Origin of the sequence: Planctomicrobium limosum (genome assembly GCF_051465645.1) — a bacterium.
GTDB lineage: Bacteria > Planctomycetota > Planctomycetia > Planctomycetales > Planctomycetaceae > Planctomicrobium.
Genome location: NZ_CP195790.1, coordinates 5,129,359 through 5,152,362, shown reverse-complemented (window position 1 = coordinate 5,152,362; position 23,004 = coordinate 5,129,359). Strand labels below are relative to the sequence as shown.

General features: G+C 51.9%; 18 protein-coding genes. 5 read left to right on the top strand and 13 right to left on the bottom strand.

Translation table 11 applies throughout. From position 1 onward, the window contains the following. Positions 1-2: 2 nt before the first annotated feature. The 3 genes from fcl to SH527x_RS19455 form a co-directional block, all read right to left on the bottom strand. On the bottom strand, positions 3-980 hold the full coding sequence (gene fcl, locus SH527x_RS19465) for a GDP-L-fucose synthase (protein WP_437192358.1): 978 nt from the start codon (positions 978-980) through the stop codon (positions 3-5). Then, a complete protein-coding gene (gmd, locus tag SH527x_RS19460) occupies positions 973-2,061 on the bottom strand; it encodes a GDP-mannose 4,6-dehydratase (RefSeq protein WP_437194655.1) in 1,089 nt (362 codons plus the stop codon). The genes fcl and gmd overlap by 8 nt, the downstream gene beginning before the upstream one ends. A 737-nt stretch (positions 2,062-2,798) precedes the next feature. Next, positions 2,799-3,521: a DUF6655 family protein gene (locus tag SH527x_RS19455; protein ID WP_437192357.1), complete on the bottom strand. Its 723-nt coding sequence runs from the start codon at positions 3,519-3,521 to the stop codon at positions 2,799-2,801. A 167-nt stretch (positions 3,522-3,688) separates the two neighbouring features. On the opposite strand from SH527x_RS19455, the gene SH527x_RS19450 reads away from it, so the two are divergent. The 4 genes from SH527x_RS19450 (at position 3,689) to SH527x_RS19435 (ending at position 9,005) form a co-directional block, all read left to right on the top strand. Beyond that, positions 3,689-4,285 (top strand): DUF309 domain-containing protein, encoded by a 597-nt coding sequence (locus tag SH527x_RS19450; RefSeq protein ID WP_437192356.1) that lies wholly within the window; start codon positions 3,689-3,691, stop codon positions 4,283-4,285. Positions 4,286-4,658: 373 nt separating this feature from the next. Continuing rightward, positions 4,659-6,476, top strand: coding sequence for a signal peptidase I (gene lepB / locus SH527x_RS19445; protein ID WP_437192355.1), 1,818 nt, complete (start codon positions 4,659-4,661; stop codon positions 6,474-6,476). Between the two features lie 175 nt (positions 6,477-6,651). Further along, positions 6,652-7,626 carry a type I phosphomannose isomerase catalytic subunit gene (locus SH527x_RS19440; protein WP_437192354.1) on the top strand — a complete coding sequence of 325 codons (975 nt, stop codon included), beginning with the start codon at positions 6,652-6,654 and terminating at the stop codon, positions 7,624-7,626. Positions 7,627-7,937: 311 nt separating this feature from the next. Next, positions 7,938-9,005, top strand: a complete 1,068-nt coding sequence (locus SH527x_RS19435; RefSeq protein WP_437192353.1) for a mannose-1-phosphate guanylyltransferase — start codon at positions 7,938-7,940, stop codon at positions 9,003-9,005. 238 nt (positions 9,006-9,243) lie between these two features. On the opposite strand, the gene SH527x_RS19430 is transcribed toward SH527x_RS19435, so the two are convergent. The 5 genes from SH527x_RS19430 to SH527x_RS19410 form a co-directional block, all read right to left on the bottom strand. Next, a complete protein-coding gene (locus SH527x_RS19430) occupies positions 9,244-11,106 on the bottom strand; it encodes a tetratricopeptide repeat protein (protein ID WP_437192352.1) in 1,863 nt (620 codons plus the stop codon). A gap of 516 nt (positions 11,107-11,622) precedes the next feature. Then, entirely contained in the window at positions 11,623-12,087 is a 465-nt protein-coding gene (locus tag SH527x_RS19425; RefSeq protein WP_437192351.1) for a hypothetical protein, read from the bottom strand. Positions 12,088-12,213: 126 nt separating this feature from the next. Further along, positions 12,214-12,618, bottom strand: a complete 405-nt coding sequence (locus SH527x_RS19420) for a Minf_1886 family protein (protein ID WP_437192350.1) — start codon at positions 12,616-12,618, stop codon at positions 12,214-12,216. A 240-nt stretch (positions 12,619-12,858) separates the two neighbouring features. Next, positions 12,859-13,734 carry a PSP1 domain-containing protein gene (locus tag SH527x_RS19415; protein ID WP_437192349.1) on the bottom strand — a complete coding sequence of 292 codons (876 nt, stop codon included), beginning with the start codon at positions 13,732-13,734 and terminating at the stop codon, positions 12,859-12,861. An 82-nt stretch (positions 13,735-13,816) separates the two neighbouring features. Beyond that, positions 13,817-15,268 (bottom strand): sulfatase-like hydrolase/transferase, encoded by a 1,452-nt coding sequence (locus SH527x_RS19410; protein WP_437192348.1) that lies wholly within the window; start codon positions 15,266-15,268, stop codon positions 13,817-13,819. Positions 15,269-15,674: 406 nt separating this feature from the next. Here SH527x_RS19410 and SH527x_RS19405 point away from each other — a divergent pair, with 406 nt between their 5' ends. Further along, on the top strand, positions 15,675-16,355 hold the full coding sequence (locus SH527x_RS19405; protein ID WP_437192347.1) for an HAD family hydrolase: 681 nt from the start codon (positions 15,675-15,677) through the stop codon (positions 16,353-16,355). A gap of 62 nt (positions 16,356-16,417) precedes the next feature. On the opposite strand, the gene SH527x_RS19400 is transcribed toward SH527x_RS19405, so the two are convergent. The 5 genes from SH527x_RS19400 to SH527x_RS19380 form a co-directional block, all read right to left on the bottom strand. Further along, entirely contained in the window at positions 16,418-16,951 is a 534-nt protein-coding gene (locus SH527x_RS19400; RefSeq protein WP_437192346.1) for an NADH-quinone oxidoreductase subunit C, read from the bottom strand. 438 nt (positions 16,952-17,389) lie between these two features. Beyond that, positions 17,390-17,815, bottom strand: a complete 426-nt coding sequence (locus SH527x_RS19395; RefSeq protein WP_437192345.1) for a hypothetical protein — start codon at positions 17,813-17,815, stop codon at positions 17,390-17,392. A 258-nt stretch (positions 17,816-18,073) separates the two neighbouring features. After that, positions 18,074-19,084 (bottom strand): DUF1559 domain-containing protein, encoded by a 1,011-nt coding sequence (locus SH527x_RS19390; protein ID WP_437192344.1) that lies wholly within the window; start codon positions 19,082-19,084, stop codon positions 18,074-18,076. Positions 19,085-19,641: 557 nt separating this feature from the next. Next, complete coding sequence (locus tag SH527x_RS19385) at positions 19,642-20,121, bottom strand: hypothetical protein (RefSeq protein WP_437192343.1); 480 nt, start codon at positions 20,119-20,121, stop codon at positions 19,642-19,644. Between the two features lie 286 nt (positions 20,122-20,407). Then, complete coding sequence (locus tag SH527x_RS19380; RefSeq protein WP_437192342.1) at positions 20,408-22,909, bottom strand: PSD1 and planctomycete cytochrome C domain-containing protein; 2,502 nt, start codon at positions 22,907-22,909, stop codon at positions 20,408-20,410. Positions 22,910-23,004: the final 95 nt, after the last annotated feature.

Sequence of the window (23,004 nt, the reverse complement as noted above, 5' to 3'; positions counted from 1 at the left end):
GACTAAGCAGACACAGGAACTTCGCTTTCCCAACGGATTGCATTCGCATTGCTTTCCGTCTGGGACAGGAACCATTCGTAGGTCGACTGCAGCCCTTCACACAAATTACGTTTAGGCTTCCATCCGAGGCTTGAAAGTCTGGAGGAATCCATCAGCTTCCGTGGTGTGCCATCTGGTTTTGATTCGTCAAACAGAATCGTCCCCTGATACCCGACGATCTCTTTCACCATCTCTGCGAGTTCGGCAATGGTGACATCGTAGCCCGGTCCAATATTGACGAGTTCTTCTTCGTCATAGTTCTCTGCGAGAAAGATCACGGCGTCAGCCAGATCATCCACATGCAGAAATTCACGACGAGGTGTGCCTGTTCCCCAGACCACCACACTTGGATCCCCATTTGTTTTCGCCGTATGAAACTTACGGATCAACGCTGGGAGAACATGTGAATTCACCAGATCAAAGTTATCGCCGGGTCCATACAGGTTTGTTGGCATGACCGAGATTGCGTTGAACCCGTACTGCCGACGATACGCCTGACACATCATCAGGCCTGAGATCTTGGCGATCGCATACCATTGGTTCGTTGGTTCCAATGGCCCCGTCAAGAGAGCGGATTCCTGAATCGGTTGCGGGGCAAACTTCGGATAGATGCAGGACGACCCGAGGAATATCAGTTTCTTTGCCTCAGCACAAAAAGCACCGCTGATCACGTTCGTCTGAATCAGAAGGTTCTCGCGAATAAAATCGGCGGGATAAGTGCTATTCGCCAAAATCCCACCGACTTTAGCTGCTGCAAGAAAAACGTACTCTGGCTGTTTCTCCTGAAACCAGGCAATTGTGTCGGCCTGACATGTTAAATCCAGCTCCTGACGCGTTGGTTGCAGCAGGTTTGTGAACCCGAGATCTTTAAGTCTACGAATAATGGCCGAGCCAACTAATCCGCGATGTCCTGCAACATAAATCCGAGACGATTTATTCATGATGATCAAACGATCTGTAACCAGCCTTGTTGACTAACTCATCACGCTTTGCAATCGCCAGATCCGATTCGACCATTTCACGAACCAGCTCTGCGAATGTAATTTGAGGCACCCATCCCAACTCACGACGGGCTTTGGATGGGTCACCCAGCAATGTTTCCACCTCAGTTGGACGGAAATAGCGAGGATCGACCGCAACAATCACCTCGCCAGTATTGGTGTCGATTCCCTTCTCATCCAAGCCGGATCCCTGCCATTCGACATCGATATCAAGATAGCTGGCTGCAATCGTCACAAAGTCGCGAACAGAATGCTGCACCCCGGTTGCGATGACAAAGTCATCCGGATTGTCCTGTTGCAGCATCATCCATTGCATTTCCACATAGTCGCGAGCATGTCCCCAGTCGCGAAGTGCGTCCATGTTTCCAAGATAAAGACACGGCTGCAGCCCAAGCTTAATTCGAGCAAGAGCACGAGTGATTTTTCTCGTAACAAATGTCTCCCCACGAATCGGAGACTCATGGTTAAACAAAATGCCATTACACGCGAACATGCCATAAGACTCGCGATAATTCTTCACAATCCAATAGGCATACAGCTTCGCCACTCCATATGGAGAGCGTGGATAAAATGGTGTCTCTTCGGTCTGAGGAATCTGATGTACTTTTCCGTACAACTCAGATGTGGACGCCTGATAAAATCGAGTCTTCTTTTCCAGACCGAGAATACGAATCGCTTCGAGCAGACGCAGTGTCCCGAGTGCATCGCAGTTTGCAGTGTACTCAGGGCATTCAAACGACACGGCAACATGGCTTTGAGCCCCGAGATTATAAATCTCGTCCGGTTGAACCTGTTGCACAATCCGAATGAGGTTCGATGCATCCGTCAGGTCACCATAATGAAGAATGAACTGACGGTCCTCTTCATGCGGCTCCTGATACAAATGGTCAATTCTGTCGGTATTAAAAAGCGAGACACGGCGTTTGATTCCGTGAACCTCGTACCCTTTATTTAAAAGCAATTCAGCGAGGTACGCTCCGTCCTGTCCTGTGACGCCAGTGATAAGAGCTTTCTTTGACAAGACAACACCATTTTCCTGATCTAGATCCGCTGAACTAGCAATATCGAACAATCCATATTCGCTCCATACTGGAGCAAGATGGATCACTCATTCAAACTCTTCCAGCCCATGCCTATTCACTTACGAATGTCCAACGACTGTTGCATTGAAACCTGAAGTCCGAATGCGATCAGCTTTCGTGATGATCTCTGACTGTCATGTGAGGACCAAATTACGTGCCGGCTCTAAGAATTATAGATCGGCAAATCCGAATTGAGAATTCGACAGCAATTTTCCGAGCCGTTCTGATGCACTCTCTTCTGGCAGTTCCGGCACGGCAAAGCACGCATTTCCAAGTAAATTCCGATGCGAGTGTGTACGTCATTGATCCCAGCAAAACGACAGGTTTGAATGGCACACGATGGCTCAATTTCAAGTCGGGTTCTGATGGCCTTCACGCTGTGAAAACATAGTAAAAGAGGGGCAAATCCGAGTCGCCCAAAGATCTGAATCGACATCGAAGCGACACATGGACGGGCAATTCAATCGCGTGTCATCAACCAGCGTTATGGCACGATGAATTTGCAAGAAGACCACTGATCAGAGAGATTCCACGTCACTTGAAAAATCAACGAAATCGCCACCCATTCCAGCACGCAACGACACCTGCACCAAACGAAATCAGGGCACCGAGACTCGCTCAGTGCCCTGAAAGGCGATCGAAATTTCTCAGCCGACTCACAAGCTCAGTGGGCGTCTTACTTGGCCCAGGCAGCCCCTTCGTCCGTATGACCGGCCGGTTTGATTTGAGACTTCGCAGCCGGTTCTCCAGCAGGGACGTCCGTTGCGATCTGTGTTGGCGAGTCAGTTGGCAATTTCGGAGGGCTTGAGAACGCAACTCGCACCGGGATATGTCCCTGTTGGCGAGCCGCAGCACCGGTTGTCGAGTTCTGAACTTCGTTCTTCAGGGCCCCTGTCTGATAAGGGCCAACACCTGCGACAAACCAGTTACTGTCAATCGAGGACGACAATGTTGTCCCACCGGTTCCCAGCACGGCATTCGTCTTCGGATCGATCGCCACCATCCCGAGTTTGGCAATTGCCTGTTGTTTCCGACGTTCAGCGATTTTGACTTCAGGAATCGTCAGCATTCCCGGTAATGCAATTTCTGGAGTTCCGATGAATGCGGTATCTGAATTCGTCCCCACCGCCCCGGATCTCATTTCGAGTACAACATCTGCTTTATCGGCGGAATCAACGAGATGAGCTCCCGCAGCCAGCAAGCGATGCCGTGTCGACGCGATGACATAATTCTTGTCGACGCACTCAATATACTTATCCTGCAGGAACACATTTGTACCTGCAAAGTTCGTGAAGCTCACTTTGTCCAGAGACTGATCAATTGCATTTGCCAGCAACAATTGTTCGGTACAGGTTCTCGCTGTATTCGATGTTGACCCAGTTGCGCAGCCGACCGCCATAACAGCTGTCAGTAGACAGGCTATCCGACTGTTTCTGAGAAGAGACCGTTTCATACACAACTCAATTGCCCGACTGGTATGATTCAAAACGATGATCCAATTGAGATCATCAAAAAATTCCGTATTTGTCCCACAAGGGATGTAACTCACCCTCGAAAATTCGGTCAATGTCGGTGACGCGAAAGGCTGCCATGTTTCCCGATTCGCTCCCAGAACAGACTGATGACTCGCAGTATTTGCCGCACTACACGTACGTTTCAGGTCTGACAACACACCCTCATCGGTCCGGAAACTCCCTTCCTGAGAGCACCGGAAATCACAGTCCCTCGGAACAAGGGCTGCCTCCGGATGCCGCTTCACAGACACCCATCTGGAAGAACGGAGCCAGACTGTTTCAGCATGGGTATTACTGGGAAGCGCATGAAGCCTGGGAGGGTGACTGGATTGTTCTCGGCCGACGTGGGCCGCTCGCTGATTTCACAAAGGCGTTAATCAAACTCGCAGCATGTGGAGTCAAATGTCTGGAGCAAAAGCCGGTCGGAGCGAAACGCCACGCGTTACGTTCATTACAACTGCTTCAGAAACTCTCCGACATCGCTGCATCGGAACTCCCTGACAACCTTCCGGGTCTAACGTTTCGCGAAGAACTTGAAGTGCATGTACGCACCATCGCGAGCAACCCACCGATTGCCACGGAACAGCAGCGACAACAGGCTCGACACGGGGGCGTTCCAGTTCTTGGACAACTTCCTCTTTCATTTTGACTGAAGACTCTGTGTGTCAGGGACTTTTGTCGACGTCGCGGGAAGTGTTCCTGCTTCACAAACAGCAACCAGACAATCCACACAAACCATTACCCTGAAAGAAATAAAACCAAACAAGAATAACCGACGACGACTGTTTCAAACCGACAATCCGACTGAAAACGGAGTCGCCTTTTGAGTTGGTCTTAAAACGCATATGATGTTGGGGACTTCCGGGAAGCAAATTCTGGGGCCGTAAGCCATTGAGAACATGGCTGCTCCAGTCATTGCACCCACATCGCCAGAGCTGCGTCACATGTCGCGGAGTGCAGGTGGAGTTCCCTGAGGACAACTGTCCGTTTTTCCGCGAGAATTGTTCAGGAATACCGCAGCAATGCCTCAAACTGATAAAGCTCCGACCCCGACTGAGCAGGAGTCGGCGCAAGAGACGGATAAAACAAAAGCCAAGAAGAAGGAAAAGCATCAGGAAGGAACTCGAGACACCATCGAGTCGATCCTGTTCGCCTTTGTGCTGGCTTTTCTGTTCCGCACCTTTGAAGCCGAAGCATTCGTGATTCCGACTGGGTCCATGGCTCCGACCCTCTATGGTCGCCATAAGGAAACAGACTGTACGCAGTGCGGTCACCGCGTCGTTGTCGGCGCGAGTCATGAGGTTGTGCCTGAGACCGGCTACCTGATGACAAACATTCGTCTTCGTGGAGCCGTCTGCGATAACTGCGGCGCAGACAACAAGCAGATTCTCGACGATCTCGCATTCAATGGCGATCGAATTCTGGTCAACAAATTCACTTATGAATTCAGTGAACCAGACCGTTGGGACGTCTTCGTTTTCAAATACCCTGCAGAACCACAAACGAATTACATCAAACGTCTGGTCGGGTTGCCCGGGGAATCGATTCGAATCCGCAACGGGGATCTCTACCGGCTTGAAGACAACCAGCGGGAAGTCATTCTACGCAAAGCCCCTGCAAAACAGCGCACCTTGCAGATCCCAGTTTATGACGACACACACCCTGCACAGAGCCTCCTGAAAGCTGGCTGGCCTGAACGCTGGGAAAACATGGTGACGTCTGACAACGGGACAATCGGTCAGTGGTCAGATACTCCTGAAGGCTGGAAACGCGACGAGACTGAGCGCAGCTACTCCATCACCAAAGAGCAACAAAGCAGCCCGAACTGGCTGCGATACCGCCACTTTTTCCCAATGCCGAAACACTGGCGGGCGGCTGAGCACAATTTGCCAATCACTCCAGAGCCCCGCCTGATTGGGGATTTCTGCGGCTATAACGCAAGTTACGGGGACCGCCCGTTCGATGCAGCCACACCTGAAGGGATCGATTACGGCGCATATTGGGTGCCAGATCTCACCATTAACTTCCAACTGGAAATTTCCGACGTCACAGACAAGTCGGAGTTCACAATTGAACTTTGTGAAGGGACGGCCTGGTATCGCTGCCGCATCAACGCAGCCACCGGAGAGGCCGTTCTGGAGGAAGTGAATTCCCAGCTCAATGAGCGGATTCGAGAGTTGGCCAAGGCCTCCACTCCGATCAAGGGAAAAGGGAAGTTCCAAATTGCCTTTGCGAATGTCGACGACCGTCTCTGCCTGTGGGTCAACGATCGCCTGATTCCATTCGGGGAAGGTGCGGATCTGCAACATAACGGGGCCACCGGGAACCCGTTTCCAACGGATCAAGATCTGACTCCTGTCGGAATTGCGGCATCAGGAATCACTGCAAAGATCAGCAATCTGAATCTCGAACGCGACATTTACTATCGCATCGGGCAACCGGGGAAGAACTTCCAGCATCTTGCCAATCAACTTGAACTTCACATGAACAACCCAGGAGCATGGGCCGAGACATACGCCAACTTTTCACGTGAACTTGGCGAACGAACACTCGTCATTCCGGAAGATCACTTCCTTGCATTCGGTGACAACAGCCCTCAGAGCAACGACAGCCGACTTTGGGACGCAGGACATGAAACTGTCCCACGTCGCCTGCTGGTTGGAAAAGCATTCTGGATCTATTGGCCGCATGGTGTTCCATTTCTGAACAACGGCAAGGGATTCCCTGTCACTTACCATTACCAGCATGGAGCAAACGGACGACCCGAAAAGCTCATCAACTACCCTAGATATGTCCTGCCAATTTACCCGCAATTCAGCAGAATGAAGCGGATCCGCTAAGTTAACGTCCGAATAATGAAGTAGGAGAATTATTAATCATTCCTTGTTCGGAAATTGAGCCGGAACAATATTTGCCAACTGTCCTCTGAAGGGGCGTATATCCTGCCCCTTTCAGATGTGATAGTCCTCAAGTATTGCAACTCTGGACGTACTTCCGCTGTTGAAGAATCCCCCAATGGATCCACTTGTATTTCAGCCGTTGATTCATCGTGCTCTCTGGGGGGGGCGGAAGCTGAAGCAAATTCTTGGCAAGCAGACTGGGGATCTCACAGACGCGGCCGAGAGCTGGGAAGTATGCGACCTTCCCGGCAATCAGACGCTTGTCACCAAAGGGATCTTCGAAGGGAAGTCGCTCCGTCATCTGATGGAGACTCACAGGCAACAGCTACTGGGGAAACATGCTCATTTCGAGAAGTTTCCACTGCTTGTGAAATTTCTTGATGCTCAAGAACAACTCTCGGTTCAAGTTCATCCTCATTGCCCGACGCTTCACTCAGACGGCGTGATGCGACCTGGCAAAGCGGAAGCCTGGGTCGTTGTTCAAGCAACTCCTGAAAGCCAAATGGCCCTCGGGTTAAAACCGGGTGTCACACTTGAGGAGTTGAAGGAGGCCAGCTTCAATGGAGACTTCTCCAGCTGCCTGCACCTTTATCACCCAAAGCCCGGCGACTGTATCTTTCTGGAACCGGGGGCTGTCCACGCATTAGGAGGCGGCATTCTTGTCGCAGAGATTCAGCAACCCTGCGATATTACTTATCGTCTTTATGACTGGGGCCGACTCGACCAGAACGGAAAGCCACGACAACTCCATGTTCAGGAAGGACTGGCTGCCACTCGAATTGACCTCGGCCCGATTCATCCTGTCACCCCTTCCCGCGAAAGCACCTACAGCAAGCACGGGCAAGTTCTGGTTCAATGTCCTCATTTTGAAATTCGTCGTCACTTCGGCCCTGAGACACTGACGTTACCTCACGATCAACAGATGCATGTCCTGGTCGTCATTGAAGGAACGATGAGCTCTGCGTCCGATGCCTGGGAACGGGGCACAACCATTGTCGTTCCCGCCGAACGCCAACCATTCATCGGCGAGCTCAGTCCGGATGCGATTGTGCTGCATTCGTTCATTCCAGATGACGCACCGACATTTTGAAACCGATCCCAATTCGGTTCGACAGCAGACTCTTTAATGCTGTTGAAACGACAACCGGATGAAGGACTGTTTCACTCAAGAACTTGAGATTTCCTTGCACATCAAGCAAACCTGGAGAGCTGGCTGCCCCACAAAGACCATGTCGGCCGACACTGGGATACTGCTCTGAAATCCACTCGTATACACTGTCGGAGGATGCTCATTCCGCATCCCTGATCCTCAATGGCGAGCCACAATATCTCGCATCATGCAAGACAGCCAGAACAACTCTGACGTCAACCACGAATCAAATCAGACAGGGTGAAAAGAGAATGCTGCACAGCGTCATCATGGCTGGTGGAAGCGGAACCCGGTTCTGGCCACTCAGCAGGAAGTCACTTCCAAAACAGTTTTTGTCACTGAACGGCGAACGATCCCTGATTCAACAGGCGTTTGATCGCTGCCAACCCTGGATCCCGGCGGAAAAGACCTGGGTGGTCACAGGGCAACATCTAGCAGAGCTGACTCAGCAGCATCTTGCCGATGTCCCGACATCGCAAATCCTCAAAGAACCAGCGGCCCGCAACACTGCCCCGTGTGTGGGTCTCGCTGCCAAATGCCTTCTGGCTCAGGATCCCGATGCGGTCATGCTGGTCATGCCAGCGGATCACGTCATTGAGGACGCCGAACGTTTCCATCAGGATGTCCTGCGCGCCTGTGAACTTGTTCAGGAGGACCCGCAACGTCTCGTGCTCTTCGGTGTTCCTCCAACCTACCCTGCAACAGGGTTTGGCTACATCGAACGTAACAAGACGATTGGAAATGGAGCCTTTGAAGTCACCGCGTTTCGCGAGAAGCCAAATCGAGAAACGGCAGAAGCATATCTGCGAGCTGGGACCTTTTTCTGGAACTGCGGCATCTTCGTCTGGCGTGCAGACAGAATCCTGGAAGCGATCACACAGTATGAACCTGAACTCGCAACAGGTCTGAATGAACTTCACACGTCCTGGGAAACAGAGAACTGGGACAATTCACTGCACTCGATTTTCCCGACTTTGAAGTCGATCTCGATTGACTATGCGGTTCTGGAGCGTGACGCCAATATCGCCGTTCTCGAAGCGAGATTTCCGTGGGACGACGTCGGAGGATGGGAAGCCGTCTCACGCATCGTGCAGAACGATGCGAATGGAAACGCGACTGTCGGAACCGTCCTGCCGGTGGATTCTCATAACTGCATTATTCGCTCAACGGCAAATCACGTCGTCGCCGTACTCGACATGCAGGACTGCATTGTCGTCCATACCGATGACGCAACACTCGTTGCGAAGCGTGGTGATGACGAGGCAATTCGCCGCGTCATCGCAGCATTGCAAACGGACAGTCTGAAGTCGTTCCTGTAACCAGAACATTCCGGCTCTATCTTGAGGTTGATAACCAGCGACAGCCTCAGCGATTCAAAACAAAATGCCCACTGGAAGTCAGTTGACCTCCAGTGGGCATCACTTTTCCGTAGAAGAACGCTGCAATTCGGGCCAGGACGCAGCGGTTACGGATGAAAACAAAACTGAACACAAAATCAGTGTCAGGCAAAAGTCGAATTCTGTGTTTCAGAAACTCGATCTCATCTCCGGACTTGTTTTAGTTAATGAATGGAATGACGAAACCGGAACGGCGTTGATCAGCCGGGACAGGTTCCTGATTCACAGCATCAAAATCCGGTCGAGCCGTTTCATGCTGCTGTGGGGAATCTTCAGTGTTAACTCGCGCTTCACGCGGACGTAACGCAAAGTTATCTTCGCCCACTTTGATACTTGAGATCTTCAGAGACGATGACGGCGACGAGGCAAACGTCAGCGTCCCTCTCTCATTCTTCGCAGTCGTATCCCGATTCAACGTCAACCGCACAGTTGTCTCGTCCGGGTAAGACAGCACGAGTGTCAGTTCTTTTGGTTGAGGTGCTGGCCCCAACGAAAACCCACGCTGATTGTTTGAAGCGAACTTGAGATCGTAATAGCCCTTCCCTCCTTCGACTTGAGGATTCGCGAGGCGATTCCCGTCTTCAAACGCTTCCAATCTGGCCAGATGCAACTGCCAGACATTCCCCACTCGAACCAGAACCTGCTCAGATCCCTTCGTCCCGCGAGGGTATGCCTCAAGAGAAGCCAGAATATTGTTCACGACCAATGGTGGAGTTTTTTCCGCTCCGATCATGGCAGCACATCGCAATAGAACAGGTGCAGGAAGGTGAGCAACCGCCTTCGGGTTATTCAGCATCGCTGTCAGTTTTTCTTCCTGATGCGAAAAGAAGTACAACGAGGCGAGAAAGACCTGACTTTGAGACTGCTCAAGTTCCACATCGAGATTCCGGAGAATTGCGTCTTCCGCGTCGGCAACCTGCCCATGACGCTGCAACACCCGGGCAGCAATCAAGTTTGCTTCCCAGACATCCGTTGAATAGTCGAGGGCCTTTTTGGCGGACGCGACGGCAGTACCGTCTTTCTGGAAGTCCAGAATCGCAGCTTGATTTGCCATCGCCGTTGCCAGCAATTCATCTTTACGAAAATGCCCCTGCCCGAGTCGTTCGAGGCGATCGTAGATGTCGACGGCCTCGCTGAGTTTCCCCAGCTCCTGACAGGTTTTCGCGACGTAATACCAATACGGAGGATACGCCTCCATATAGCCTTCCATCCGACGCAGAATCCGCAGGCGGACCTCAGCATCACGTTCCTGAGTTGCCACTTCCAGTTGATCGAGATCGTCGCCTCGAACTAACCAGCGATCCGGAATCTCCTTCTTTCGGGCCATCTTCCAGAACGTATCGAGAAATGTATTTGACCGCTGGATGACGGCGAGATGGCGTCCCTTGTCGATATTGTAAATGGTGACATCACGCTGATAGACCTGATTGCGGTAATCCCACCAGCTGTTCGCCCCCGTCTTCACCGCGTTGCCGAATTGAGCCGACATCAGATCGGTCCCGAAGGCGACGGCATCCCAGGTGATCTTGCGATTGATTTGCGAGTTATGGTGCGTTCGGTGCAGCACTCGCTCTTGATCGGCGATCGAAATCTGTCCGATCTCTTCCAGAACAGAGGTATAAAGAGTGATCACTTCCTGATCATTCAACTGCCCCAGATTGAGATTGTTAAGAATCTTCTCCTGCTCTTCGTGCAACACCCGATCTGACGGATCTTTTCGAATTCGATGGAAGGACGCACGGCAATAGTTCAGCGCCACGGCTGTGGAGCGCGCCGAATCAGACTTCTCCTGAGCAGCGATTTGCTCGGAGGCTGCGATTGCTTCTGCAGTCGCCACATTCTCCTTTGCTGCTTCAGGAGATTCCAGCGCTGTTGCAGCGGGAGGAGTTGTCACGTCGTTGGCGTAGACAGACTCAACACCACACACTGCATGGCCCAGTACAAGCGAAACTCCCACAGCAGCAAATAAGAACTTGCGCGTGGAAAGTGACGGTCGAATGCAATTGGTGAATCGTTCTGGCATGACACATTATTCACGAATCAGGACGGGATCGATTTCTCACACGTGACGCTCAACTCTAAATGAGAGATTGTCCTTCTGCAGGAATTCCTTTGCAGTTGCCGTGCCTAAGTCCGGAAAAGCGTGTGCTATTCCGGTCAGGAAAGCTTGTCAGCGGGCTCAGAGTTTCGCCCATCCCGACAAGCAATTTAACAGGAAAAGTCGCGGCGATTCGTTGGCCGTACGCCCTCACTATTTCTGCCGAAACGGGCGTAATTTCACGTAACAAGATGAACAACATCGGCAAAATCTGCCGGTTTTAGGCAGCACGAATGGACTGCGTCTTGCAGTGGGAATGCAAATTTTGCAATGAACGGAGTCGTATTCAGGCCAAGAAATACAATACTTCGGCCTCGATACGAATGTTCAAAGGCGCTCATGAAATAGCGTTCATGCAGCAGTGAAAGAGAAGTCTGCGCCCCCAATGTGAGTGGTTGCGCCGATCTGCTTAATCCCCGGGATCTCTTCCAACGAGGATCTCTATGAACCGGTGATCGCTTTTAATTGTGAGAACGTCTCAGGCTCAGCGGGATAAATGAGTGGGCTGTGGTCTGGCAGCAGCGTCGGAGTCACTTCAAAGACTGCCCCTGCTCCATCCGCCTGACGGCCAATCTGCCGCAATGGAAACAGATAGGTCTTCCCGACGCGAGCCTTTGCGGTCGAAAGGTTCTCGATGACGATTTCATCCTGTTCCGGCCAGGCGAGCCCGCCGATGTCAGAACGCGTAATCGTCCCCTTCCCGGTCACAGTTCCGACGACAATCAGTGTCGATTCCTGAATCTGGACGCGGTTCAGAGTGATGGGATTGGCCGTAAAGATCGTCAGAATGAATAACAGCAGAATCCAAACGCCAGCGACTCCCAGTGCAAGCATCAGCCTGCGATCCGGACGTACAGCAGCGTCATTGCTCAAGACGGTTGGCGGGCTGGATTCTGTTGTCGTCATCACAACCATTCAAAGACAAACACCAAGATCAATCGCTGAGATCTCAAACACCCTGCCGGAAAGAAACTCCAAAAGAGTTATGCTCCAGAGGGTGATTTGGAATCCTGGTTGATCAGCACGTTAACACTACTTCGAACAGTCGATCGCTTTCGAGATATCGATCTTATAGTCCTGATCGAGAGCCTGATCGAAATCGTAGACGTCATAGAAATCGGTCAACTGATCCCGGTCAGTCTTCCGCATTTCACCGCGTTCGATCAATTCGAAAACAATACGGCCGAAGTCTGCAGTACTTTTTACGCCCCAGTATGCGAAGACATTCTTCGCCAGCAACCCGTAGCGTTCGAGCGCAAGATCCCGGACACCGAACAAAAGTTCCGGCCCGGTGATGTGAGCACGATCGTCATCGAGATCGGCGGCGACAGGTCGCTTCAATCGTTGTTGCGTGTGGTGCAACGCTTCGAAAACGAACCGATAGGCATCGTTGTGATAACGAAATCGTGGCAGAGCTGATTGACTGGTTGCACTCATCGATACGCTCCGCTTGATTGATGGGGGATCAATGACCCGCGGGGAGAAAATCAGGAAGGTGGGGCACCGGAATGTATTCTGGACGTTTTCCTGATTCAAAATGACCGACAATTCCGGGCTGGAATTCGGGATTTCTACCAGATGAACGTAATTGCCTCCATCGTCACTTTTCAAAGTGACACCGGACCTCAAAGAGAATCATAGTCTCGAAGGTGGAGCTGTGGAAAGATCTCTCATTCCTCATTCTGCGGAATCGGCCTTTTCCCGCGCAGATTCGCTACCTCGATCTGCGGAACCGGCCTGTCCGCCGACGACGGTGATCACATCAGAGGCATCGATCATCATGCGCCGGTTATCTTCAAAGCTGACCAGAAGCTTCTGGGCAAGGATTTCCTGAGCAAGGACTTTTCCTTTGCCCTGCTTGGTGACGACCAGCTTTCCGACTTTGGGAAGCTCCCGCTGATACTCCTCGTAAGTATCGTACTCGTATCGAAGGCAGCATTTCAGGCGGCCACAGCGACCGGAGATTTTATTCGGATCGAGCGATGCCTTCTGAACCTTCGCCATCTTCATCGAGACAGGTGGCATTTCCGTCAGGTGCGTGTTGCAACAGACCGGCTTTCCGCAATCCCCGTAATCTGCGAGCAATTTAGCTTCATCTCGAATTCCGACCTGCCGCATCTCAATTCTGGCTTGGAACTCTTTTGCCAGAGCTTTCACCAGTTCACGAAAGTCGATCCGGACTTCAGAGACGTAATAGACAATCACCTTCTCACCGCCGAACAGGTGTTCGACGTCGACGAGCTGCATTCCGGCCGCATGCGCCCCGATCAGACGCTGGCACCCGAGAAAATACTCCTGCTCCTTATGCCACAGTTTCTCTCGGATCTGTTCGTCATCCGGCGTGGCTTCTCGCAGTATTTTCCCGACGGCTTCAGCTTTGCCGAGATACTCTTTCGTCCGTTCCGTCGCTTCGCACAGAATTTCTCCCCATTCTGTTCCACGCGGACTTCGAACGATGACGTGAGCCCCACGAGTCAAATCTGACGGCCCTTTGGTAGCGAATTCGCCAACTTGCCGAGTATTGCCGTACCGAACGACGTAACGTTGAGCCATGATGCAGTGCTTACTTCAAAACGAACTGTGGAATTCCTGAATACTTTAAACAAGATGAACCAGTATCGGGAGCCCGACACCGTCATTGATCATGCTTAAAGGTCAAAGGTTTCAGGATCAGTGTGTCACCGGTTTCTTTTTGAAGTTCAAGCAATGTCCGGAAGAGCTGCATCGCCCGCTCTCTGGCTTCCGGACTTCCCCCTCCATCTGCGAGAAGATCCCGTGTTTCCAACGGATCTTTGGCAATGTGATAGAGTCGGGCAACACCAACAGTCGGGTAGTAAATCAGCTTATAGCCATCGACTGACACCATCCGCTGAGTTTCCATGTACGCCCCGTAAACGGGTCGATGTTCCGGAATGCCAGTTCCGTCGAGATAGGGAACCAGACTGCGGAAGTAACTCTCATCTCCAGAGGACTTTCCGGCAAGCTGCAACGTCGTCGGAGCAACGTCCTGAACGTAAACCGGCGCCGTAATCCGCTTCCCGGCCTCGATCCCGGGGCCACGCAGGACAAATGGAACTCGCACGCTATGCTCGTAGAGATTCTGCTTCCCGATCAGTCCGTGGTGGCCAACTGCCAAACCATGGTCTGAGGTCAGGATCACCAGTGTTTTATTTTTCAGACCTGATTCATCCAGAGCTTTCAACACACGACCAATCTGAGCATCCAGATGGGTGATGATTGCATAGTATTCGCGGCGATGAACCTGAACGGCATGATGCGTTCGCGGATACGGAGCAATCCGTTCGTCGCGCAGAGTTTCGATATTCATTGCCTGCCGGTAAGGATACGCAGGCAGAAAGTTTTCAGGGATCTCGATCGATTCGACCGGGTATTTCGCCAGATACTCTGCTGGAGACTGCCGAGGATCGTGGGCCGCATTGAACGCAGAGTAAAGAAAGAATGGCTCTTTCCGCGTTGCCGACTCTTTCAACAAGGCAATCGTGTCGTCAGCGGTCACTTCGCTCCAATGCTTACCGCCGGTCCAGTAACCGCCAAACTGTGGATCGCTGGGGTCCCAGGTGTCAGGCTCCCCTGCTTTGGGGCGATCATATTGTTTGGAATCCGGAGGCATTCCGCCTCGTGGATTTCGAACATCATCGAAGACGGATTCCGGCTTGATGGGGAGATACCATTTTCCTGCCATTTGCGTTCGATATCCGGCCGCCTTCAGTTGCTGCGACCACATGCGCCCGCTGGCAATCTCCTTTTGAAAATCATCTGCTTTCTGCGGGGATTTCCACAGTGGATAACCGGTATTCAGCATGGTCCGACTGGCCACGCACACGGCCCCGTTCCACGCCCCCATGCTGTAACAATGAGTAAAGGTTGTCCCCTCGTTGATCAGACGATCAATATGGGGAGTCTGAACCTGCCGATTGCCTAACCCTGCGACAGAATCGAACGAGAGGTCGTCCGTCAAAATGAAGAGGATCGAAGGGGGATCGCCAGCCTGACACCAGCGCGAACCGACGCCCCAAAAACAAAGGAGTCCCAGCGCTACGGTCCGCAGTACCGAATTTCGCAGCATTCTTCTGGCCCTTTTTCTGGTCTGTTCCCCAATCCGTCACTCCATCAGGACTTCCGGCCACCAATCAATGTTGTTCGACCAAACGAGATCGAGACAAAATTCATCGCAACCAGTACGCACCAAAGATGAAGTGCAGACTTCCCCTGACCTGCAGACTACTATTCTAGAGGCGGTCTGACCAGCGACGGCCGATCCAACAACGGTACGACCCCGTAAACCGATGCAATTGTTGAGTCCGACTGACTTAAGCCGGTGCGACAGCAAAAAAGCACCGAAGCGACAGTCCTCCCCTTTTCTGGTCTCCACTCCACTTCGACTCTGCGTTTGAATTTCCAGTTTGTATTTCTGAAAATGAATCGTTCCCTGTCCCCGGACAGTCCACACGATTTGAGACGACGGAACAGTAATGAAGACAGTTTGTCTGTTTGATATCGACGGCACACTTTTGAACACTGGCGGTGCCGGGCAGCATGCAATGGAACAGGCACTTGCCGAAGTTTTTCAGGTGCATGGGCCCTATCACGACATCCCCGCCGCAGGTCGAACAGATCGGGCAATCACGCGTGACCTGTTCGATTTTCATTCACTCTCAGTGAATGAAGAGGAATGGCAGGGGTTTCTTCAGGCATATTTGCGACACTTGCCACTCTCCATGGCATCACTGAATGGACTCGTTCTGCCCGGAGTGGTCGACCTGTTACATCGATTGAACGAACGTGACGATGTCGTCCTTGGGTTACTGACCGGAAATCTCGAAGTGGGGGCCAGATTGAAACTCCAGCACTTCGATATCGATCACTTCTTCCATTTTGGCGGGTTCGGTGATCATCACCATGACAGAGACGATGTCGCGCGCGTCGCTCACGCTGCAGCACGACGCCACCTGAATTCCGAGATCCACGCCGACAAGGTCTGGGTCATCGGCGACACTCCATCCGACGTCAAATGTGGACGGGCAATCGGAGCCAAAGTGCTGGCAGTCGCAACTGGAATTCACACAGCTGAGGAATTGGAGTCTTCTCGCCCTGATGATTTGCGAGACTCACTCAGTGACGTGGATGCCGTCTTGAAACTGATGGTTGGCTGAACCGAATTCGTCAATCTTCTAGGTCCAGGCAAAAACTCAATCCACCCGAGACACCGCACGAACTACTGGGCGCGAACGCCGTGGTATTCGTGCGGCATTTCATAGTCTTTCCGAAGAGGATGCCCGACCCAGTCTTCTGCACAGAGAATCCGCACCAGATTCGGATGGCCAGTGAACACGATTCCCATGAGGTCAAACGCCTCTCGTTCGTGCCAGTCCGCGGCAGCCCAGACTGTTGAAACCGTTGGCACCTCAGGGAGCTGCCCTTCTAAATTGCCTTTCCAACGTGGCAGCTTCACTTTGACAACGACTCGATGGCGCTGAGTCAAACTGAAGAGGTGATAGACCACTTCAAGGTGCGGCTCATACGGGAACTTCGCAGCGAACTTAGGATTCGGTTCGAAGTAATCCACAGCCGTCAAATTCGAGAGCATGTCAAACGCCATCGCTGCGTCCGACTTCAAGAACGCGGCCACATCCGCGATTGCCTCAGACGCCACGTCAATCCACGGATCGCACGCATCCTCTTTCAGATGCAATACGACCTGCTCTCCGAACTGAGAGAGTAAACGCTGGAAAACTTCGTGGATCGTCATGAATGGACCATCAGCAGGCGCTAGGGCGAATTTCGAATTCGAGGCGGTAACACCGGCCCCTTAGACTGAATTCAATCAGACCAGGGGACAATTCTACCAAACACAAGTCCGAAACCGTCAGGACACAGGTGGAACAGACGAGAGCAGGCAATTGCAGCACCGTGCTCTGTCGATTTTCCACCAGAAGTCCCACCACCATAAAGAAGTTGCCCACGCGAGATCAAGCTGGCGGAGAACCCTGTCGACAATCGACACCGACGCATCAAAAGTCGCTCGTTCGATTTGTCGCCATTCGCACTCATCTGTAAGAACGGAGTGCATTCGCAGAATCGGCATGACAGATAAGGCAGTTCAGAATCAGCATCGCAGTTTTGTGCAGGGACGAACGAATTCACCCTGACAGTCAACTGCGATACCGATCCGAGGAGATCACTCTGTCTATTTCAAATCGATTTTCAGGTCTGACGTTCCCCCTTTAGGGATCTCCACAACCAGTCCTGACGTTTCCGCCCGATGATACTTCTGTGGGATCTTCACTTTGGGCGGAGGTGGTGGAGTGAAATCGGTGATCCCGGCCTCTGGATTCGTACTCGGGGGGCCAACATACACCAGAAAGACCTTGTGACTTCCAGGCGCCGCTCCGTCTCCCTGCTGATTGGTCCCGAGGCTGAACTTTCCGTCCGCATCTGAAATGCCAGTCGCTGGGCGATGTCCTTCGGTTGAGAAATAGACTTGATGAAACTCCAAAGGTTTCCCTTGATAACTCAACGTCCCAGACGCCGAAACCGTGGATTCGCGTGTGTCACCATTACCGCCGAAACAGCCCTGCGCCATCACCAGCGTCAGGGAAGCGAGACAAGCCATGTGCCAATTCGAGACTCTGCTCATAAGATTTCAATCGGTGTCACTGCCTGACACACGCTTTCAACGTCGGGCCACCAGCATCATGCGACCGGCATCCGAGATGCGCCAATAAGAAGTCGACATCCTGCCGACCGCGAGAGAGTACAGCGTTCATTACAGCGCCCCCTATCACCTGAAGAACCAATCATGAGGTGAAAGGCTCTTCAGGAACAGAGGATGCACAAGCATTAGTACTTATCAAACAAGGCAGTCATCGGTTTAGTATTCTCCGATCACTTCCCCATTGCTGATGGTCCCAACAGCTTTCCACGCATTAAGGTCGACGTTGTCACTAACAAATCGGACAGAACCGTCCGCAAGAACAACTGATGCCCCACCAGTATGATAGCTGCGAGCAGCAGCATGGCCTTGTTCAGTTGCCATACAATCTCGCCGGCGGGCATTTGGCGTCAGCGTATGGGTATAGTAGGTCGCCACCATCAGTGCTCGATAATACTGCAACCCGCGATACGCCCAGGCATTCCCTGGAACATCACAAAGCGCGGGATTTTGATCCAGCTGATCGGCCGTTGTCGTAAAGCCAGCGGCAACGTTGGTCGCAACGTTATAATAGATTGGATCACCGACAGCAGGATCCAGGAATGACGTGGTATTGTTAGGGCCTTTGCGAATCTCAGCAAACAAGGCAGTATTGGACGTTCCGTCCTTAATCGCACCAATTCGAGTACTGGAATTGCGGAAGAACACCCCGGCATACGGCTTTGTCGCGGCAACCGGAATCATCAGCGCCTGACTTCCAAGACACTGCATGTAATTCGCGCTCGATGCCGTAATCGCGTTTGCAACCAAATTCACAGTTGCGCCGGGATCGGATGGGCAGTGATAGCTGGGAATATGCTGTATGCGGGCTGCAGCGTTGGCCGCGTTTCCATTGACCTGATAATTAAAGTCAAACAGTGCATAGACGTTCCCGCCATCCAGATAGGGAAGCAAATATGCATGAACAGTCGCCATCGGGATGCTTGCAACGGTGCAATCACCCATCGGAAACACGTTGTGCGTTGACTCATAATTATGAAGCGCAAGACCAATTTGCTTCAGGTTATTACGGCACTGCGTCCGCCTTGCGGCCTCACGAGCTTGCTGAACCGCCGGCAACAGCAGTGCGATTAGGATTGCAATAATCGCAATCACAACGAGCAACTCGATTAATGTGAACCCAACAAACTTTGAACGTCGTGGAACCGAACTGAAAATTTCCGCAGGCATCGACAACTCCACTCAGAGATGGGGGTGCAGCGCAGCAGCAAGAAACCAATAGACATGGAGGCCCCCACCAGATCATTGATCCAATGCAACCACGGCACATCGAGAGAAAAAGAACGAAATGCGAATCGAAACGATTAACGGTGCTCGAACGAGCATAAGACAAAGGTCGAAGATTGATGTTACTTGCGTCTATTCCAAACCGCTAGAAGCAATCTTTCTCTTTCTATGCAATGTTAGTTGTTTACGATGAAGATTATAGCTGTCCTGAAAATCACGCTGCCAACTAATCGCAAGCAACAAAACTGGAACACAGCGTTCCAACCTGCAATACGATGAGCTCTCTGCTCACAGAGAAACGACGGCATGCCTCAGCAGATGCAGACCATAAAGCATCCAGTTACGACTTCGCGATCAAGGGGTATGCAGCCACTTCCCCCTCAAAGAATCACCGCAAAGGAATCGGAGAATGACACTGCCGCCCCGTCATTCCAGAGTTGAAATCTGGTGCAACGGGGCGGCAGAGAAAATTCGAATGTGATTGTCTCCTCAAGAATGACCTATGAGAACGCTCGATTCAAAGAATGCCCTTCGAACTGTTCCTTGGCATCCCAGAATTGCTCAACAGAATCAATCTCGCGTGTCATGACGTTGTCGTCATTCAACGAGATAGAGAGTCCAGTCTCGGCAAGAATGACTTTCTGAATCCCGGCAGGAGTCAATTGATCGCGACGAACCGACACAGTGCGTAACTTCGCTTTTGACTTTGGAATCGGCGATGTGCTGGTCTGACACTCTGCCCCTTCCGGTGGCAGATAAATCGTTCCGTTCGAGAAGTCGATTGCGAAGGCAATGACCCCGGGGATGAAGAGAAAGAGCAATCCCAACCCGTTCAACAGAACAATTCCCCAGTCGAGTCGGCCAGCTGGCTGACCGCGCCGTTCAGGATAAAGCAGCGTCCCGCACCCGGTTGAAACTCCAGCAAGCACCGCCAGCGCCATGTGACGCAACCAGTTCCGTCTTGATCCAATTCGAACCACTTCGCACTCCGTCGGCTCTGCCACCCGCGTTGACAGGGCCGAAATAACGGAGACTGCAAATTTTGGAAAGACTGATTCTAATTGTGAGTCCGCCCGCAGCTGCAGACGAGATCCTTCAAACACACCAACACAAAAGCGTAACACTCTCACAATAAACCAGTTATGCCAACACAGCAACAACTCACCTTGGTGTCACTTTCTGCCGATCCACCAACAAAAACGCCCGTCTTCAAAATCAATTAAAGACGGGCGGAAAGTATCTAGGCGAGACAGAAAAGCCGATCAATCAATCTAAATAAATCGCCTCATTTAAATTCATTGCGACGAGGCAGAAGTTCTTTATTGCTGTTTCTTCTGACTGGCCGTATTCGTCCTGCAGGCTTTTCAGCAGTGAAACACCCTTCGCAATTTCTTCTGCCGACGGTTTTCGTTGCGTCGTTCTTGTCAGAGCCAATTCCACCTGAGCGGAAATGTCGTCGCCAGCGACCTTCTTGAGATCTGCCGCAAAGATCTTCGCCTGTTCGTTCATAAAATCGCTATTCAGCATTCCCAGAGCCTGAGTCGGCTGAGTGGTTGCGAATCGAACAGGACAGGTGAAGTCTGAGTCAGCAACATCAAATGACGCCAGCAATGGAACCTGCAACGAGCGTTTCACATGAATATATAGGCTTCGTCTTGCACTCTGGTCATCAGGTGTTGTCGGCCAGTTATGTCCTGGCATCGACTGTCCAGCCAGTACAGCGGCAGGCAACTTTGGATAGATACTTGGCCCGAACATCTGATCGAGCTTCAATGACTGGTTGACGAACAAGACCGTATCGCGGACTTCTTCAGCTCGGAGTCGACGCATCGCTACCCGCCAGAACAACAGATTCTGGGGATCTTCTTCCAACGAAACTGGATTTGTCGCAGACGACATCTGATAAGCATTCGACAACAGAATCAGGCGATGCATCTGTTTGATGCTCCACCCTTTCTGCACGAATTCCGATGCAAGCCAATCAAGCAATTCGGCATGCTGCGGACGCGCTGTCGTTAACCCGAAGTTATTTGGAGACTCCACCAGACCGGCATCGAAATGCCACTGCCACAAACGATTGACCATGACACGTGCAGTCAACGGATTCGCTGGGTCAGTAATCCAGTTCGCAAGAGCAAGTCTTCGCCCAGAACTCTTACGATGCTCTGGAACATTGATGTTCGGCTTCGGTGGCGAAAGGATCTGCGGAAACGCAGGAGGAACTTCATCCCCTTCGGAGCCGGGATTTCCTCGAATCAATACGAATGTTGCCGGTGCATCTGGCCCATTTTCGGTGACGCAAAGTGCCTGAGCAGCACTTTTCGGAGGATTATTCCTCAACTGATTCCATTCCCGGCGTGTCGCAGCGTATGCCTTGAACTCAGCTTGAGTCAGCAGCTTGCCAATGTACTTCCGGATAATATTGAGACGAACAGAATCCGCCTGAAAGTCGTCCTTCTCGCCCCCTTTCAACTCAGCCATGATCCGGTTCTCAACGAGATCCAGCTTCGCTCTCTTTTCCGCAACAGCGGCCTCGTATGCCTTGATCTCGACCTCAAATACCTTCTTCTCCTCCGGGGTTCCGACATCTCTGACTGACCGTTCAAAAATGGAAGCGTCATTACGAATTCCGTAACGCTGCACATTCTGGAAGAACGCCAGAAAGCTGTAGTAATCCGCTGCCGGGATTGGATCCAGTTTATGGTCATGGCAGCGCGCACAATTCAGAGTGAGCCCGAGGAATCCCTGGCCGACGGTCGAAACGATGTCATCGAGTTCGTCGTAACGTGCCAATGGCGGATCGGCAGGTTCGTCATCCCATTGCCCCAGGCGATAAAAGCCCGTTGCGATAATGGTCTCTGCGGTGGGCTGCGGGAGTTCATCCCCTGCAAGCTGTTCCCGCAAGAATTGATCATAGGGCTTGTCATTGTTCAGAGACTGAACGACATAATCTCGATACTTCCAGACGAATGGCTTCGGGTTATCACGTTCGAAGCTGTTACTTTCCGCATACCTTACGAGGTCGAGCCAATATCGGGCCCAGTGTTCCCCGTAGTGAGGCGATGCCAGCAATGAATCGACAAGACGCTCGTAAGCATCTGGACGAGTGTCACCAACGAAGGCATCAATCTGAGCCTGAGTTGGCGGCAAGCCTGTCAAATCGTAAGTCAGACGGCGAATCAGAACTCTGCGGTCTGCTGCCGGATTTGGCTCGAGCTGATTTTCTTTCAGCTTGGCAAGCAGAAAAGCATCAATCGGATTGCGAACCCAATCTGACTCCAACTGAGGAACAGCAGGACGCTTGACCGGCTGGAAAGCCCAATGCTGCTTCGTGGACTCATTGACCTCTGGCGGACCTTCATGCGGGGCGATCACATCTTTTCGCTCCGGAATGGGAGCTCCCATCTTCACCCATTTGGTGATGATGTCGATCTTCGCCTGAGGCAATTTGCCGCTGGGAGGCATCTCGAAAGATGAGTAGTTCACCGCATCGATGATCAGACTGGCGTCCAGATTCTCTGAGTCGATGCCGGGGCCGCTTTCTCCACCTTTCACCAAGGCTTGCCGTGTATAAAAATTCAGTCCGCCGCGGTTCTGCCCGTTGCCGTGACACCGATAACAGTTTTCAACGAAAATCGGCTCAACCTGTTCCGTAAAGAACTGAAGCTGTTCGGCCTTTTCCTTGTCCTTCAGGAAGGTTTCGGAATACCCAACCTGAGCAAGCAGCCCTATTCCCAGGAACAGAGTTGAAAAGAGAATTCGGCGCATGAATCAGGGTCTCGGTTGGATAAAAAAGCCGCCAATGAGACGAATTACGCATGGATTTCATCCATACACACAAATCAAACGATTTCATTATCTGA